This is a genomic window from Paraburkholderia sp. 31.1, from assembly GCF_014397645.1.
Taxonomy (GTDB): Bacteria; Pseudomonadota; Gammaproteobacteria; order Burkholderiales; family Burkholderiaceae; genus Paraburkholderia; species Paraburkholderia tuberum.
Genome location: NZ_VZQN01000019.1, coordinates 20,097 through 34,902, shown reverse-complemented (window position 1 = coordinate 34,902; position 14,806 = coordinate 20,097). Strand labels below are relative to the sequence as shown.

The following is a 14,806-nucleotide window of genomic DNA, read 5'->3' as shown; positions in this document are numbered from 1 at the left end:
CATACACTGGCTTCGACGGGTTGGTGATACGGGCACGCGCATCGCGCCGCGTGCGTCGCGCGCTGTGTCGAGCCGGTCTGCTGCTTTTAGAGTTGTTGGGGGACGGTCGGGGCCGAGGCGCAGGAGGCGATTTTGCCGCCGCAGTCGGTGACCTCACCGACCGTTCCGGCCAACGGCGATTTCAATCCGTACGGCATGGCGTTCGTGCCGCCCGGCGTGCCGTCCTGGAGCATGCTCAAACCCGGCGATGTGGTGGTGTCGAATTTCAAGGCGAAGTCGAATCTGCAGGGAACCGGTGCGACGATCGTCAAGCTCGTGTCCAACAGCGATCCGGTGACGTTCTTCCAGGGAAGCAATCTCGGTCTCACGACGGCGCTCGCCGTGCTGAGAAGCGGCTTCGTGCTGATGGGCAATGTGCCGACCACGGATGGCAAGAACGTCGTCGCGCCGGGCTCGCTGCTCGTCACCAATCCTCAGGGCGGGCTCGTCAAGGAACTGAAAGATCCCAACCTGCTGGACGGCCCCTGGGATCTCACCGTGATCGACGGGGGGGCCGACGTTGGTTCGCCGGCGAGCGCGCGATTGGCTATGACCCACCGGCGCCCTGTCTTCCCGACCCGACGTGCCGATTATTCCACTCAAAATTATTATCGGTCAATCACTAATAATATTAATTGTCGCAGGTTTTGCCTCGGTAATTACCCGGACCGAGGTGCGTTCCACCAGCGGTCCGTCGAGCTTGACCGTGCGATGGCGCACCGGCGCGCCGGCTGCGCGGTTGTGCTCTTCCTGCAGCAGCGTTTCGACGGCCCAGCGGCCGAGTTCGTAGTTGGGCAGCACCACCGTCGACAGCGGCGGATGCGTGTGGCGCGCGATTTCCTGGTCGTCGTAGCCGAGCACCGACACGTCCTCGGGCACGCGCAGGCCGAGCTGCTTGAGCGCCTCGATCGCGCCGATCGCGGTCAGGTCGTTGGCGCAGAAGATCGCGGTGGGCGGATTGGCCTCGCGCATCAGCGACAGCGTCAGCTCGAAGCCGAGGCCGGGGCTCCAGTCGCCGTCGCGCACGAGTTCGGCCGCGAAAGGCAGATCGGCGGTCGCGAGCGCGGTGCGGTAGCCCTTCAGGCGGTCTTTCGCGGCGTCCTGCCACGGCTCGCCGTTGATGTAGCCGATGCGCCGGTGGCCGGCCTGCAGCAGGTACTCGGTCGCCAGATGGCCGCCCGCGACCTCGGCTGGCACCACGGACGAGAACGTGCTGTCGCCGGTGTAGCAGTTCAGCAGCACGGTCGGCACCTGCGACAGCGCGCTCGGCGGCGCGACCTTGCGCGTGTAGACGGTCGCGTAGATCACACCGAACACGTGCGGATTGGTGAGGACCGTGTCGAGTACCTGTTTTTCGATGTCGGCGTTGCCGTGCGTCGAGTAGACCGCGAGCATCTTGCCGCTCACGTACGCGGCGTCGCGCGCGCCGTCGATGTTGACGACCGGGTGCGGGCTCGTCGAGATTTCGTCAGCCAGATAGACGATCAGGTTGCGCTCGTCGCTCGATGCCGCTACGGGCGCGCGCAGCGACTGCCGGTAGCCGAGGTCGTGCGCGGCCTTCAGCACCTTGTTGCGGGTCGCATCGGAGAATTTCGCGCCGGCCGCGTTGTTGAGCACGAGCGAAACGGTGGATTGCGACACGCCGGTGAGCTTGGCGATGTCGGTCATGGTGGGACGGCGTTGAGTCGATTTTTTCATTGTGCGGGCCGCGCCGAGGCGGCGCTGAAGCGGGGCAATGCCAGCGGCATCATGCTGCTGACGGTACCACTAATAATATGCGCGCGGCAACGCGCGCTAACCCGCCATTTGGGAACGGAGCGTAGGTCCGTTACCGGCCCTTTTTGAACGAATTTATTACTAATAATATTGACCAATGGTGCGGTGTCGTGCGATTCTCGCTCGGGGCGGACTGAGGTGGTCCGCCGGCCGCGGGGTGCGCGGCACGTCAAAGGAGATATGAATGCACGTTGATGCCGCTTTCCGCTCGCGGTTTCGCCTCGTCTGACCATGCGCGACGTTTCCCTGAATCCTGCCCGGTCGCGCGCGGCACATGACGTGACTCGATCGGCGACTCAACGCTCATGGCTCGACGATCCCGTGATCGCCGCGCGCCTCGTCACGTTGTCGGCCGGTGCGTTGCGAGCGGTGCTCGCGCCGGACGTTGGCGGCGCGCTCGCGGCGTTCTACGAAGTCACGCCGGAAGGTCCGTTGCACTGGCTGCGGCCGGCGCTGCCGGAAGCGTTCGAAGCGCGCGATCCGCTGCGCATGGCGAGCTTTCCGCTGTTCCCATACTGCAACCGGATTCGCGATGCGCGCTTCGCGTTCGACGGCGCGACGATCGATCTCGCCGGCAACGACCCGCGTTTCGCCCACGCGCTGCATGGCAACGCGTGGCGGCATCCGTGGCGCGTCGGCGCGCGCAGCGAAAGCGCGGTGGACTTGCACTTCGAGCACGAACCGGATGCGAGCGCGACTGGCGACTGGCCGTTTCGCTATCGCGCGCGGCAGCGTATCGAGTTGCGCGGTGGCGCGCTCCACATCACGATGTCCGCGCGGAATCTCGCCGGCCGGCCGATGCCGTTCGGCATGGGCCATCATCCGTACTATCCGCGCACCGCGTCGACGCGCATCCATGCCGATGTGCAGGCGATGTGGCACGCGGACACCGACGTGCTGCCGACGCATCTCGGCCCGCATCCGGCCGTCGACGAATTGCGCGCGGGCATGTCGCCCGATGCGTTCGATCTCGACAACAACTTTTCGAATTGGTCGCGCGTGGCGACGATCGCGTGGCCCGACGAGCGCCGCAATCTGACGATGCGTGCCGACGCGCCGTTCGATCACCTGGTCGTGTTCGCGCCGGCCAACGATCCGCAACTATGCGTGGAACCGGTCACGAATACGACCGATTGCTTCAACGCGGTTGGTACACAAGAACACGTCGGTGGCTGCGTATTGCAGCCGGGGGAGGAGATCGAAGCGGCGTTCAGCTGGACGCCGCATCGCGAGTGAGGGGGGACGCGCTTTCCGTTGGCGAAAGCTCAACCAGCAGAAGCGCTCACTCCAGCCGCAACTTCGCCATATACGGCAAATGATCGGACAGCCACGCGGTCTCCTGCGTCGGCTGGATCCATTCGACCGGCTGCATGTCGCGCACGAACATCTTGTCGAGCGACAGCGCCGGCGAGAACGCCGGGAACGTTCGCGCCGGTTCGCCGAGCAGCGTCGCGACTTCCTGCAAGCCATGCTCGCGAAAGAGCGGCACCGAATCGTTGCGCCAATCGTTGAAATCGCCGGCCAGCACGAGCGGACCGTCGGGGGCTTCCTTCGCGATCCAGTGCGCGATCCAGTCCATCTGCCGCAACCGCGCCGGACGCGTCAGCGCGAGATGCGCACAGAGCAACGTGACGAGTCGTCCGCCGAACGTCGCACGCGCGACCAGCAGGCCGCGCTTTTCGAAGCGGTGCGCGGAGATGTCCCAGCGGCCGCCGAGATCGAGCGGATGCGGTGAAAGGATCGCATTGCCGTGCCGCCATGACGGCTTGAACACGTTCGGGCCGAGCGCGACTTCGAGTTCGAGCGCGCGCGCGATTTCGGTTGCCTGACAGTGCCATACATCGGTCAGTGGATCGCCCATCGGCGTGCCGAAACTGCTCGCCAATACCGGCGACGGCATACGCCGCGCCATCGCTTCCTGCAGGAAGTATGCGTCCGCGTGGGTCGATTGAACCCAGCGCTGCATCGCCTGCCAGGCCTGAAAACCGAGCGGTGTGCGGCCCTTGTGCAGGTTCCAGCTCACCGCGACGAAATCGTTCGGCGCGAGATTCTCGCGGATCAGTTCTTCTGGGTTTCGCATGCCGCGTTATCCACGTGTTCTGTTTGAGCGCGTCGGTAAGGCGCGCGGTTCCTGTCAGTTCGGATTGCTGCTGCCGGTCGCGGCGCCATTGCCGCTCATGCCGCCGTTCGTGCCGTTGCCGTTCGCACCGTTGCTCAGGACGTTCGCATGCACGCGGTACACGAGGTTCGGATTGTGATCGACGATCGTCCAGCTCGCCCATTGATCCGGCGGCACCACGAGACCCGGGTGGCTCGCGCTCACCTGGCGCGGCTGCGGCGGCAGCTTGCAGCCGATGTCGGTGCGCCGCGCATTGTCGTCCTCGAGCGTTTCCTGCGTGTCGATCGAAAACATCACGCCCTCGGGATCGACGCGCAGCGGCGACACCGTGATCGTGCGTGACAGATCGATGCTGCCGGCCGGCTGGTCCTTGCAGCCGACCTCGTGTTGCACGACCTGGTGATGCGTATCCGTGCGCGCCTGGCCGACGGTGGTGGTGCCGTCGAACGAATCGATCTGCTGGCCATCTTTCACCACCTGCAGCTGCCATTGCACGACCTGCTGCGCTGGCTGTTGTTGCGCGTGGGCGAGCAACGAAGCGCCAAGCAGCATGGCCACGATACTGGTTTTCCACATAAAAAGGATCTCCGCTCACGCGTCGCTTGCGTGGGTGCCTCGTAGCAATTAGAGAGCCATCTTACCCCCGATGGCCGCAACGATTTCTGACACGGTCGACGAGGGCCGGTTCAGCAACTCTCCATTCCAGATGAGGATGGGATGCCAGCGATCGTTAGCAGCAGAGCCACATGACTGCTGGCTTGCACGCGTTTGTGTCCTCGCTACACTGGACTCGAACCGGCGCTCACAAGGCGCCGCCGCTGCAGAATCAGCCAGACGGGGTGAGCGATGACGACAGCAATGGTCAAACAGGAAATCGCCGTGGCCTCGTTCAGCCGGGTGTATGACCTCGACGAGGTCGAAAGCGCGCTGAACGGTCTCGGCGAGGGCGCGAACGAGGCGCTGCGCGCGACCTACGAAAAGATGCTGAAAACCGGCAATCTGCGATTCTGCGTGAAGCCGAACCGGATGCCGTCGATCGACGATCTGATCGGCGCGCTGCCCAATTTTTCCGCACCGCTCGACGACATCCGCAAGCAGGTCGCGCTGTGCCTCGAAACCGAGGACCGGCTCGAACTGATGCCGATCCTGTTGCTCGGCGAGCCCGGCATCGGCAAGACGCATTTCGCGAAGCACCTCGCGCGCCTGCTCGGCACCGCGTACCAATACGTCGCGATGAGTTCACTGACGGCGGGCTGGATTCTGTCGGGCGCCTCGTCGCAATGGAAGAACGCGAAGCCGGGCAAGGTGTTCGATGCACTCGTGAACGGCAGCTACGCGAACCCGGTGATCGCCGTCGACGAAATCGACAAGGCGAGCGGCGATTCGCAATACGATCCGCTCGGCGCGTTGTACGCGCTACTCGAACACGACACCGCCCAGAGCTTCATCGACGAGTTCGCCGAGATACCGATCAACGCGGGCAACGTGATCTGGATCGCGACCGCCAACGACGAACGCGCGATCCCCGAGCCGATCCTGAACCGCATGAACGTCTACGAAATCTCGCCGCCGGACCACGCCGGCGCGCGACGCATCGCGCAGTCGATCTACGACGAGATCCGCGGCGCGCACAACTGGGGCCTGCGCTTTCCGGGGACGCTTGGCGAAGCGACGCTCGATGTGCTCAAGCGGGCGTCGCCGCGCGAGATGCGCCGCGCGATCCTGAACGGCTTCGGCGCGGCGCGCATCGCGGGACGCGACCAGATCGAGCCCGCCGATATCCGCCTCGACTACGGAAACCGGCGAAAACCGATCGGTTTTTGAGGTTTTCGGTCGATTTTTTAACCCAAACCCCGCTTCTCTGGAATTTGGGGAGCTGTCTCGGTAAATTCGTACAGCCTGCGTGGTGAATGCCGCGGCAATTATTGCTATTTTCGATGTGGAGCGCAGAATCGAGCGCAGCTTGCGCCGCCATCGCCTGGTCGGCGCGCACGAACGTTTGTCGCTTCTGTCTGTACCGAGTCGTACAATTTTCCTTGGCGGTGATAAAAAGACATAAGCAGACCAGCGGACAGATGCGTTCGACAACAAACGGAACGCGGCGGCGAGGTGCCGTACTTGTCTTCCTTCCATCGGCTGAACGAGGCAGCGCGCGGCCCAATGCGCCGCGTCAACGGATATGGATCAGATCGAATGTGTAGTGATCGGCGCCGGCGTGATCGGCCTCGCGACGGCGCGCGCGCTGGCGGCGCGCGGGCGCGAGGTGATCGTGCTGGAGGCCGCCGAGGCCATCGGCGTGGGCACGAGTTCACGCAACAGCGAAGTGATTCACGCGGGCATCTACTATCCGCGCGGATCGCTGAAGGCCACGCTGTGCGTGCGCGGCCGCGAAATGCTGTATGACTATTGCGCCGAGCGCCACGTGCCGCATTCGCGCTGCGGCAAGCTGCTCGTCGCCACGTCGCGCAACCAGATTCCGCAGCTCGAAAGCATCATGGCCAAAGGGCGCGACAACGGCGTGCTCGACCTGATGCGCGTCACCGGCGATCAGGCGCAGGCGCTCGAACCGGCGCTCGAATGCGTGGAGGCGGTGTTTTCGCCGCAGACGGGGATCGTCGATAGTCATCAGTACATGCTCGCGCTGCAAGGCGATGCCGAGCGCGACGGCGCCGTGTACGCGTTCCATGCGCCGGTCGAGGCGATCGAGGCTCACAACGGCCGTTTCACCATCGCGGTCGGCGGTGCGGCGCCCACCACGATCAGCGCTGCCTGCGTGATCAACAGCGCGGGTCTGCATGCGAACGCACTCGCGCGCAAGATTCGCGGACTCGACTCGCGCCACGTGCCGCCGCTCTACTTGGCGCGCGGCAATTACTTCAGCATTTCGGGGCGCGCGCCGTTCAGCCGCCTGATCTATCCGATGCCGAACGAAGCCGGCCTCGGCGTGCATCTGACGCTCGACCTGGGCGGCCAGGTGCGCTTCGGCCCCGACGTCGAATGGGTCGATGCGATCAATTACGACGTCGATCCGCGTCGCGCGGAGTCGTTTTATGCGGCGATTCGCGCGTACTGGCCGGCCTTGCCCGATGGCGCGTTGCAGCCGGCGTACGCCGGTATTCGTCCGAAGTTGTCCGGCCCGGGCGAGCCCGCCGCGGACTTCATGATCCAGGGGCCGGCCGCGCATGGCGTGCGCGGGCTCGTCAATCTGTTCGGCATCGAGTCGCCGGGGTTGACCGCATCGCTTGCGATTGCGCAGCGGGTCTGCGAGCTGAGCGGGCGACCTTGAGGCCGCGTTTGGACCGTACCGATCCGCTTATCTTTAGCATTTGGAATATCACGGGCGACGGCTACGTTGCTATGCTTGGCGAACGCTGTCATCAGAACGGCGTTGATTCCAATATAAATGGAGTGAGTCCCCATGAGTTCTTCCCGTCGTACGTTTTTGATCGCCAGCATCGGTGTGGCATCGACGTTCGCGCTGTCGCGCCAGGCGTTCGCCGACGCGCCGAAAGTCTCCGAAACCGATCCGACCGCGCAGGCGCTTGGCTACAAGGCGGACGCGAGCAAGGTCGACAAGGCGAAATTCGCCAAATACACGCCTGGCGAGCAATGCAGCAACTGCAGCTTCTTCCAGGGCAAGGCGGCCGACGCTTACGGCGGCTGCCCGATGTTCGCGGGCAAGCAGGTCGCGGCCACGGGATGGTGCAGCGCCTATAACAAGAAGGCCTGATCAAGCCTGCGCTGCGCAAGCCGGGCCGGTTTTTCAAAGCTACATTGCAGCGCGCCGCTGGACTTTTAGCGGCGCGCATTCATCAATGGCGGCCGCTTGTCGAACCACGGCCGTGCCGCCTCGAGTTGCGCGGCGAGTCTGAACAGAGTCGCCTCGCCGCCGATACGCGCCGCGAACTGCACGCCGATCGGCAGCCCGCGCGCATTCCAGTACAAAGGCACCGACATCGCCGGCTGGCCACTCAGGTTGAACAGCTCCGTGCATCCGGCCCACGCGAACGCCTTGTTCGACGCTTCGAACAGCAGTTTCTTCATCAATCGTTCTAGCGGTATCGTGGTGACCGCGCGCATCTGCATGCGCTCGACCGAGCTTGGTCGCATCTCGCCGATCTTGATCGGCGCGGACGCGAGCGTCGCGCACAACAGCACGTCGTAGCGGTTCAGCAGGTCGGTCAGACGCGCAGTGATGCGGCGCTGTTCGTCGAGCGCGGCCGGCAAGCCCTGCTCGCCGAGCTTGCGGCCGACGTGCGCCATCGCCCATGTCGAAATTTCGAACTCGCCGCGCGTTGGCTTGTGGCCGGTAATGCGCTCCGCGTTCAGCACGAGGTCCTCGGCGGTCACCGACCACAGCGTCAGGAACGCATGACGGACCGCCGCGAAATCGACGCCGAGCGACACCGGCTCCAGACGATGGCCGAGTGAGCTCGCGAGTTGCGCGGCGTCGTCGAGCGCGGCGCGCGCATCGGCCGATAACGACGGCGCGAGCATCGGCTCGGTCACGTAGGCGATCGTCAGCGGTTTGCACGGCTCGCGCGTCGCGCCGAGAAAGGTGCCGGGCGCGCCGCTCGGCCGCTCGGCGTTGCCGGCCAGCAGATCGAGCAGCAACGCGCTGTCGCGCACGCTGCGCGACACGGCGTGATCGATGCCGAGTTCGCCGGCGCTGGCCTGCGCCGCGCGCGGCACGCGACCGCGCGAGGGTTTCAGGCCGAACAGTCCGCAGCACGACGCCGGAATCCGGATCGAGCCGCCGCCGTCCGACGCATGCGCGAGCGGTACGATGCCGGCAGCGACCGCCGCCGCCGCGCCGCCGCTCGAACCGCCCGGCGTGTGATCGATATTCCACGGATTACGGCACGCGCCAAATAGTTCGGGCTCCGTATAAGGCATCTGGCCCAGCTCGGACGTGCTGGTCTTCGCGAAGATATTCAAACCCGCCGCTTTCGCGAGCGCGACGACCGGCGCATCCTGAGTCGGAATGAAGTGCCGGTAGTGTCGGCTGCCCATTGCCATGGGCAGTCCCGCAACGGGCGCGCCGAGATCCTTGATCAGGAACGGCACGCCGGCGAGCGCGGCGTGGGCGGCGGAGTTGTCCGTTCCGTTCGCGCCGTCGACGGTATTCGCGCGATTCGCGTCTTCGCGCGACGCACGTTGGCGGGCCGCATCGTAGTCCTTCAGAACGACCGCGTTGATCGCGGGATTGACGGCCTCGGTGCGCGAGATCGCGACGTCGATCAATTCGCGCGCGCTGACCTGGCGCGTGCGCACGAGTTCGGCGAGGCCGATGGCGTCATGAGCGAGATAGTCTGATTGCACGTCGGTTGAGCCCTCGCGGTCGGTTGGCATGCTGCGTCGAATTCGTGGCCGGCCATGCACGCGCGACTGAGGCGTTTCGCTCGGCATCGCGTTGCCCCGCTCGGGCGTCGCACATGTGAAAAGACGGCGTGTCGGCCGACACGCCGTCTTGCACAGAGTACCCGAGTTGAGCGCCGACGTGACTCATGTGAATTCGAGTGCGCACTTCAAATGCGCGAGCGTGCGATCACATGCGCAACGCGGCGGGGCCGGCTGAATGCCGGAACCGCGGATTACATCCGCTCGCCGAGGAACGTCAGCGTGCGGCCATGCGCCAATGCCGACGCGTGCTGGTTGTACGACGCACGCTCCGAGCAGTTGAAACCGTGATCGGCGTTCGGGTAGATGTTGAATTGCACGTCGCCGCGACCCGCGAAGCGCTCCTGAATCTGGCCGATGTCCGACGGCAGAATATGCGCGTCGAGCTCGCCGTAGTGGAACTGCATCGGCACCTTGATGTTCGCGGCTTTGTCGAGATGGTTATGGATGCCGCCGCCGTAGTAGGCGACAGCGGCGTCGACCGAACCGGCCGCCGCGGCGAGATAGGCGAGACGGCCGCCGAAGCAGTAGCCGATCGCCGCGATCTTGCCGGTCACTTCCGGCAGCGCCCGCAAGGCGGCCGCAGCGGCGCCGAGGTCGGCGACCGCGTCGTCGACCTTGGTTTTCTGCATCAGCTCGATGCCCTTTTCGCGATCCTTGCCGTCGTACGTCAATTCGACGCGCGGCTGCACGCGCCAGAACACGTCCGGGGCGAGCGCGACATAGCCGTCCTGCGCGTACTGATCCGCGACCGAGCGGATATGGCCGTTCACGCCGAAGATTTCCTGAATGATGATGACGGCCGGTCCCTTGCCGCCCTTCGGCAGCGCGAGGTAGCCGCCGAAACTGTCGTCGCCGGCGGGGATGTCGATCCATCGGGAAGTCGTGCTCATGCTGTTCTCCATTGACTCGCGCGACCGCCGCGCGAGGTCGGTGTGTACGAAACGCTCAAGGCCACGAGGCCCTGCAACGGGCGGTTAGTTTGCCATCAAAAGAATCGCCTTGCAGGGGGGGCGGGACGGGGCCTCGCGGGTGATGCGAAGTGCTTCGATTCTCGTCAGGCGATTGAAACGATCTCGATAATTCATTTCTCCGCGATGGCGCGTGTCGGTAAAGTCAGCGCGTGATGGCTCGCGCGTGTCAGCGCATCTCGTGAACATGTTGGCGAGCGCATGAATCAGCACATGGACGGCTTTGCGCCGGAAGGAAACGAACATGAATGAAGGCAGTTTCGTGACGCCGTTCGCCGAGCACTTCCAGATGCGGGTACCCGTCGTGCAGGCGCCGATGGCCGGCGGCGCGACGACGCCGGCGCTCGTCGCGGCGGTATCCAATGCGGGCGGACTTGGTTTTCTCGCGGGGGCGGCGCTCGCGCCCGAGAAGATCGCCAGCGAGGTCGCGGCGATTCGCGCGCTGACCGATCGCCCGTTCGGCGTGAATCTGTTCGTGCTCGATCCGGTCTCGCCCGATGAAGCCACCGTGCGCCGCGCGCTCGACGCAGTCGATCCGCTGCGAGCCGATCTCGGCTTGCCGCCGGGACAGCCGCTCGCACGCTATGCGCCTGACTTTCGCGCGCAACTGGAAACGCTGATCGAATTGCGGGTGCCGGTCGCCGGCTTTACGTTCGGACTGCTAGCAGCGGACGACGTCGAGCGTTTGCACGCGAGCGGCAGCTATGTAGTTGGGACTGCGACGCATGTTGCCGAAGGCATCGCGTGGCGCGATGCGGGCGCCGATGCCGTCGCCGCGCAAGGCGCGGAGGCGGGCGCGCATCGCGGCACGTTCATCGGCGCATTCGAAGATGCGCTGGTCGGCACGATGGCGCTCGTGCCGCAACTGGTCGACGCGACCGGGCTGCCGGTGCTCGCGGCCGGCGGCATCATGGACGGTCGTGGCATCGTCGCGGCACTCGCGCTCGGTGCGCAAGCCGCGGTGATGGGCACCGCGTTTCTGACCACCCGCGAGAGCGCGATCCCCGAGGTATGGAAAACCCGCGTGCGCGGCATGTCAGATACCTCGACCACGGTGACGCGCGCGATCACGGGCCGCCACGCGCGCGGCATCCGCAATCCGTTGATACAACGTTTGCGCGAATCGGCGGACAGCATCGCGCCGTATCCGGTGCAAAACGCGTTGACGCAGGAGCTGCGGCAAAACGCGGCGCGTGCGCAGAACGGCAATTACCTGTCGTTGTGGGCGGGGCAGGGTGCGCCGCTTGGCCACACGCGCGCCGAAGCGATCGGCGCGATCGAACTGATGGCGCAGCTCGAGCAGGAATGGCAGGCGGCCTCCGTGCGAGTCGCCGCGTTCTTGCGTTGATTGCATGGCCGATTTAAGGCTGATTTAAGTTTTTTACCGCACTCACAATCCTGTGCGGCACGCCACATTTCTGAATTGAAAAACCCTTCGAATCATATGTGACAGAAGCCGGAAAATGGCTAAATCCGCGCCCGCGGAGAAACTTCCTAATTAGCGGAAACCCGCATGGGCTGGGGCTTTCCGGTCCGCTCGCCCAAGCCACGAGCGGTTCGCCCGGGAACTGCGCTATTAGTGTTGTTCCCACTTTCTCAAAAAATTCCCGCAAATTAATTTGATGGCCTACACTTGCGCGCAAGTACGGTTTGCCAACTGTCACAAACAGTCCGGTAAACGTACTGGCCAAGTGCATGAACGATGCAACCGGCGTGGTCGTCCACGGGACTGAGCGACACGTGTAGGGGAAGCGGGGCACAGGGCGATTACGTTGTTTTGACCGAAACTGGAGACTTACATGAACATCAAGATTCAAAAGCTGTTGCCGATCAGCGCTGCGGCGGTGCTGTTCGCGACGTTGGCAACATCGGCCGCGGCCGACACGGTCGTGAAGATCGGTCACGTCGCGCCGTTGACTGGCGGTATTGCTCACCTGGGGAAAGACAACGAAAACGGCGCGCGCCTCGCCATTGAGGAAATCAACGCGAAGGGTCTGACGATCGGCGGCCAGAAGATCACGCTGCAACTCGACGCGCAGGACGACGCGGCCGACCCCCGCACGGCCACGCAGGTTGCGCAGAAGCTCGTCGACGACAAGGTCGTCGCCGTGGTCGGCCACCTGAACTCGGGCACCTCGATCCCGGCATCGAAGATCTATAGCGATGCGGGCATCGTGCAGATCTCGCCGTCGGCAACGAACCCGGCCTACACGCAGCAAGGCTTCAAGACGACCTACCGCGTCGTCGCGACCGATGCTCAGCAAGGCCCGGCTCTCGCGAACTACGCGGCGAAGGGCATGAAGGTGAAGAGCGTCGCGATCGTCGACGACTCGACCGCTTACGGCCAAGGTCTCGCGAACGAATTCGAGAAGACGGCGAAGTCGCTCGGTATGAACGTCGTGTCGCACGACGCGACGAACGACAAGGCCGTCGACTTCCGCGCGATTCTGACGAAGATCAAGGGTGAAAATCCCGACGCGATCATGTACGGCGGCATGGACGCGACCGGCGGCCCGTTCGCCAAGCAGGCGAAGCAGCTCGGCCTGCGCGCGAAGGTGCTGGCAGGTGACGGCGTGTGTACCGACAAGCTGTCGGACCTGGCCGGCGACGCAACCGACAACATCGTCTGCTCGGAAGCCGGCATGGCGCTCGAAAAGATGGCGGGCGGCAAGGCGTTCGAAACGAAGTACGAGAAGCGCTTCGGCCAGCCGATCCAGATTTACGCGCCGTTCACGTATGACGCGGTGTACATCATCGTCGACGCGATGAAGCGCGCTAACTCGACCGATCCGGCGAAGATCCTGGCAGCGATGCCGACGACCGACTACAAGGGCGTGATCGGCGAAACGACGTTCGACTCGAAGGGCGACCTACAGCACGGCGTGATCTCGCTGTACAGCTACAAGCAAGGCAAGAAGACGCTGCTCGACGTCGTGAAGATGTAAATTCGGTGTGGTCGAAGGCGGCGTCGGGCCGCACTTCGATTTGCCGCTAAAGAGGCACGTGGGCCGTCAGGCTTGCGTGCCTCTTCTTTTTGGCGTTGCGTTTGCGTCAGATCTTCAAACGCCGCAGCACCTTCGGCCCGACGAGCGCGATCATCGCGGCGCACACGGCGACGACCGACAGCCCGATCGTCAGATTGGTCACCTGCGCGACCGCACCGATGATCACCGGTCCGAGCAGCAACCCGAAATAGGCCAGCCCCGCGACGTGCGCGAGCCCCTCGGCCGCGTGGATGCCCTTCACGCTCGCGGCCGCCGCGAACAGCACCGGCATCATGTTCGCGAGGCCCAGGCCGATCAGCGCAAAACCGGCGAGCGCGGCCACCGGATTCGGCAGCAACAGCGCGTCGACCATCCCGGCGCAGGCGAGCGCCGCACTGATCATCACGAGTTGCGGCGCGCCGAAGCGGGCGCGCACCGCGTCGCCGGCAAAACGCGCTGCCGCCATGCCGCCGGAAAACGCCGCGTAGGCGGCGCTGGCGAGCGCGGGCGTCGAGAGCACGACATCGCGCATATAGACCGTGGCCCAGTCGTACATCGCGCCTTCGGCGATCAGCGCGACCAGCGCCATCGTGCCGAGCGCCCACAACGCCGGCGAGCGCCAGCGGCTCGCGCGCGGCGTCGCGGCATCGGGATGCTCGGCGTGCGGCACGTGCGGCAGCACCGACGGGCACGCCAGCACCAGCACGAGCGCGCTGGCCGCCGCGGCGAGCGCGAGATGCACAGCCGGCGCCATGCCGCGCGACAGCAGCGCCCCGCCCACCGCCGCGCCGAACATGCCGCCAAGGCTGAACATCCCATGCAGCGACGACATGATCGGCTTGCCGAGCGCCTTTTCGACGGCGCTCGCTTCGGCGTTCATCGCGACGTCGAGCGTGGCCATGCCCGCGCCGAAGACGGCCAGCACGACCAGCAGGATCCAGTACGCCGGCACGACGAGGATCAGCGCGGCGCAGGCGGCCATCGCGAGGCCGCCGGTCAGGCAGGCGCGGCGCGTGCCGACCCGCGCGATCCACGACGCATTGGTCACCATCGCGCCGATCGATCCGCCCGCCACCGCGAACAACGCGAACGACAGCATCGCCGGATTCAGATGGAAGCGGTCGCGCACCGTCGGCACGTGCACGCCCCACGAGGCGTACATCATGCCGGCGATGAAAAATACCGCCATCGTGGCAATGCGTGCGCGTTGCCGTGCGGTGACGGACAGATTGCGATGCGCGGCGGGCAGGACGGCGAATTCGGAGGCTTGGTGATCGGGCACGGAGGTCTCGAGGCGATGTGCGCGAGAAAGCGCATTGAAAGCGGATCTTCGATTCTATCGAAGCGTGGTGGCGAATGCTTGGAGCCGTGGGATCGGGCGCATACGATTGATAGGCTGGGGATGCAACCTGGCGGTATTGCCGGCTGTCATGCCATGGCACGCCGCAGTTGGTTTTTGCATTGCCGCGCGGCGGCTTTTCTGCCGCTCACCGCTTCCCGTTCATTCCTGGTTCACC

At 65.0% G+C, this 14,806-nt stretch carries 14 protein-coding genes; 6 read left to right on the top strand and 8 right to left on the bottom strand.

Annotated features, from left to right (window positions below):
• Positions 1-86: 86 nt before the first annotated feature.
• Both F6X37_RS16495 and F6X37_RS16490 read right to left on the bottom strand, forming a co-directional pair.
• Positions 87-467: a hypothetical protein gene (locus tag F6X37_RS16495; RefSeq protein ID WP_187612072.1), complete on the bottom strand. Its 381-nt coding sequence runs from the start codon at positions 465-467 to the stop codon at positions 87-89.
• A gap of 187 nt (positions 468-654) precedes the next feature.
• Positions 655-1,707 carry a LacI family DNA-binding transcriptional regulator gene (locus tag F6X37_RS16490; protein WP_187612071.1) on the bottom strand — a complete coding sequence of 351 codons (1,053 nt, stop codon included), beginning with the start codon at positions 1,705-1,707 and terminating at the stop codon, positions 655-657.
• A 339-nt stretch (positions 1,708-2,046) separates the two neighbouring features.
• Between F6X37_RS16490 and F6X37_RS16485 the strand changes: the two genes are divergently transcribed.
• A complete protein-coding gene (locus tag F6X37_RS16485; protein ID WP_222944859.1) occupies positions 2,047-3,051 on the top strand; it encodes an aldose 1-epimerase in 1,005 nt (334 codons plus the stop codon).
• Between the two features lie 46 nt (positions 3,052-3,097).
• On the opposite strand, the gene F6X37_RS16480 is transcribed toward F6X37_RS16485, so the two are convergent.
• A complete protein-coding gene (locus F6X37_RS16480) occupies positions 3,098-3,895 on the bottom strand; it encodes an endonuclease/exonuclease/phosphatase family protein (protein WP_090802649.1) in 798 nt (265 codons plus the stop codon).
• A gap of 54 nt (positions 3,896-3,949) precedes the next feature.
• Entirely contained in the window at positions 3,950-4,510 is a 561-nt protein-coding gene (locus F6X37_RS16475) for a hypothetical protein (protein WP_187612069.1), read from the bottom strand.
• Positions 4,511-4,780: 270 nt separating this feature from the next.
• Here F6X37_RS16475 and F6X37_RS16470 point away from each other — a divergent pair, with 270 nt between their 5' ends.
• The 3 genes from F6X37_RS16470 (at position 4,781) to F6X37_RS16460 (ending at position 7,664) form a co-directional block, all read left to right on the top strand.
• The gene (locus tag F6X37_RS16470; RefSeq protein WP_187612068.1) at positions 4,781-5,758 is read left to right on the top strand and encodes an AAA family ATPase; all 978 of its coding nucleotides are present in this window, start codon (positions 4,781-4,783) and stop codon (positions 5,756-5,758) included.
• A 355-nt stretch (positions 5,759-6,113) separates the two neighbouring features.
• Positions 6,114-7,220, top strand: a complete 1,107-nt coding sequence (locus F6X37_RS16465; protein ID WP_187612067.1) for an NAD(P)/FAD-dependent oxidoreductase — start codon at positions 6,114-6,116, stop codon at positions 7,218-7,220.
• A 132-nt stretch (positions 7,221-7,352) separates the two neighbouring features.
• Positions 7,353-7,664, top strand: coding sequence for a high-potential iron-sulfur protein (locus tag F6X37_RS16460; protein ID WP_187612066.1), 312 nt, complete (start codon positions 7,353-7,355; stop codon positions 7,662-7,664).
• A 65-nt stretch (positions 7,665-7,729) separates the two neighbouring features.
• Here the strand turns inward: F6X37_RS16460 and F6X37_RS16455 are convergent, their stop codons facing one another.
• From F6X37_RS16455 to F6X37_RS16445, 3 genes are all read right to left on the bottom strand, one after another.
• Positions 7,730-9,286 (bottom strand): amidase, encoded by a 1,557-nt coding sequence (locus F6X37_RS16455; protein WP_222944858.1) that lies wholly within the window; start codon positions 9,284-9,286, stop codon positions 7,730-7,732.
• A gap of 242 nt (positions 9,287-9,528) precedes the next feature.
• Positions 9,529-10,227 carry a dienelactone hydrolase family protein gene (locus F6X37_RS16450; protein WP_187612065.1) on the bottom strand — a complete coding sequence of 233 codons (699 nt, stop codon included), beginning with the start codon at positions 10,225-10,227 and terminating at the stop codon, positions 9,529-9,531.
• Between the two features lie 84 nt (positions 10,228-10,311).
• On the bottom strand, positions 10,312-10,551 hold the full coding sequence (locus tag F6X37_RS16445; protein ID WP_187612064.1) for a hypothetical protein: 240 nt from the start codon (positions 10,549-10,551) through the stop codon (positions 10,312-10,314).
• Here F6X37_RS16445 and F6X37_RS16440 point away from each other — a divergent pair.
• Both F6X37_RS16440 and F6X37_RS16435 read left to right on the top strand, forming a co-directional pair.
• Positions 10,550-11,653 carry an NAD(P)H-dependent flavin oxidoreductase gene (locus F6X37_RS16440; protein WP_187612063.1) on the top strand — a complete coding sequence of 368 codons (1,104 nt, stop codon included), beginning with the start codon at positions 10,550-10,552 and terminating at the stop codon, positions 11,651-11,653. The genes F6X37_RS16445 and F6X37_RS16440 overlap by 2 nt on opposite strands.
• 451 nt (positions 11,654-12,104) lie before the next feature.
• Entirely contained in the window at positions 12,105-13,250 is a 1,146-nt protein-coding gene (locus tag F6X37_RS16435; protein WP_187612062.1) for a branched-chain amino acid ABC transporter substrate-binding protein, read from the top strand.
• A gap of 106 nt (positions 13,251-13,356) precedes the next feature.
• Here the strand turns inward: F6X37_RS16435 and F6X37_RS16430 are convergent, their stop codons facing one another.
• Positions 13,357-14,571 (bottom strand): MFS transporter, encoded by a 1,215-nt coding sequence (locus tag F6X37_RS16430; RefSeq protein ID WP_184051207.1) that lies wholly within the window; start codon positions 14,569-14,571, stop codon positions 13,357-13,359.
• Between the last annotated feature and the right edge of the window lie 235 nt (positions 14,572-14,806).

Coding starts and splice junctions, on each gene's coding strand:
- F6X37_RS16490 (WP_187612071.1), bottom strand. CDS start 1,707: ATGACCGACATCGCCAAGCTCACCGGCGTGTCGCAATCCACCGTTTCG.
- F6X37_RS16485 (WP_222944859.1), top strand. CDS start 2,047: ATGCGCGACGTTTCCCTGAATCCTGCCCGGTCGCGCGCGGCACATGAC.
- F6X37_RS16480 (WP_090802649.1), bottom strand. CDS start 3,895: ATGCGAAACCCAGAAGAACTGATCCGCGAGAATCTCGCGCCGAACGAT.
- F6X37_RS16475 (WP_187612069.1), bottom strand. CDS start 4,510: ATGTGGAAAACCAGTATCGTGGCCATGCTGCTTGGCGCTTCGTTGCTC.
- F6X37_RS16470 (WP_187612068.1), top strand. CDS start 4,781: ATGACGACAGCAATGGTCAAACAGGAAATCGCCGTGGCCTCGTTCAGC.
- F6X37_RS16465 (WP_187612067.1), top strand. CDS start 6,114: ATGGATCAGATCGAATGTGTAGTGATCGGCGCCGGCGTGATCGGCCTC.
- F6X37_RS16460 (WP_187612066.1), top strand. CDS start 7,353: ATGAGTTCTTCCCGTCGTACGTTTTTGATCGCCAGCATCGGTGTGGCA.
- F6X37_RS16455 (WP_222944858.1), bottom strand. CDS start 9,286: ATGCCAACCGACCGCGAGGGCTCAACCGACGTGCAATCAGACTATCTC.
- F6X37_RS16450 (WP_187612065.1), bottom strand. CDS start 10,227: ATGAGCACGACTTCCCGATGGATCGACATCCCCGCCGGCGACGACAGT.
- F6X37_RS16440 (WP_187612063.1), top strand. CDS start 10,550: ATGAATGAAGGCAGTTTCGTGACGCCGTTCGCCGAGCACTTCCAGATG.
- F6X37_RS16445 (WP_187612064.1), bottom strand. CDS start 10,551: ATGTTCGTTTCCTTCCGGCGCAAAGCCGTCCATGTGCTGATTCATGCG.
- F6X37_RS16435 (WP_187612062.1), top strand. CDS start 12,105: ATGAACATCAAGATTCAAAAGCTGTTGCCGATCAGCGCTGCGGCGGTG.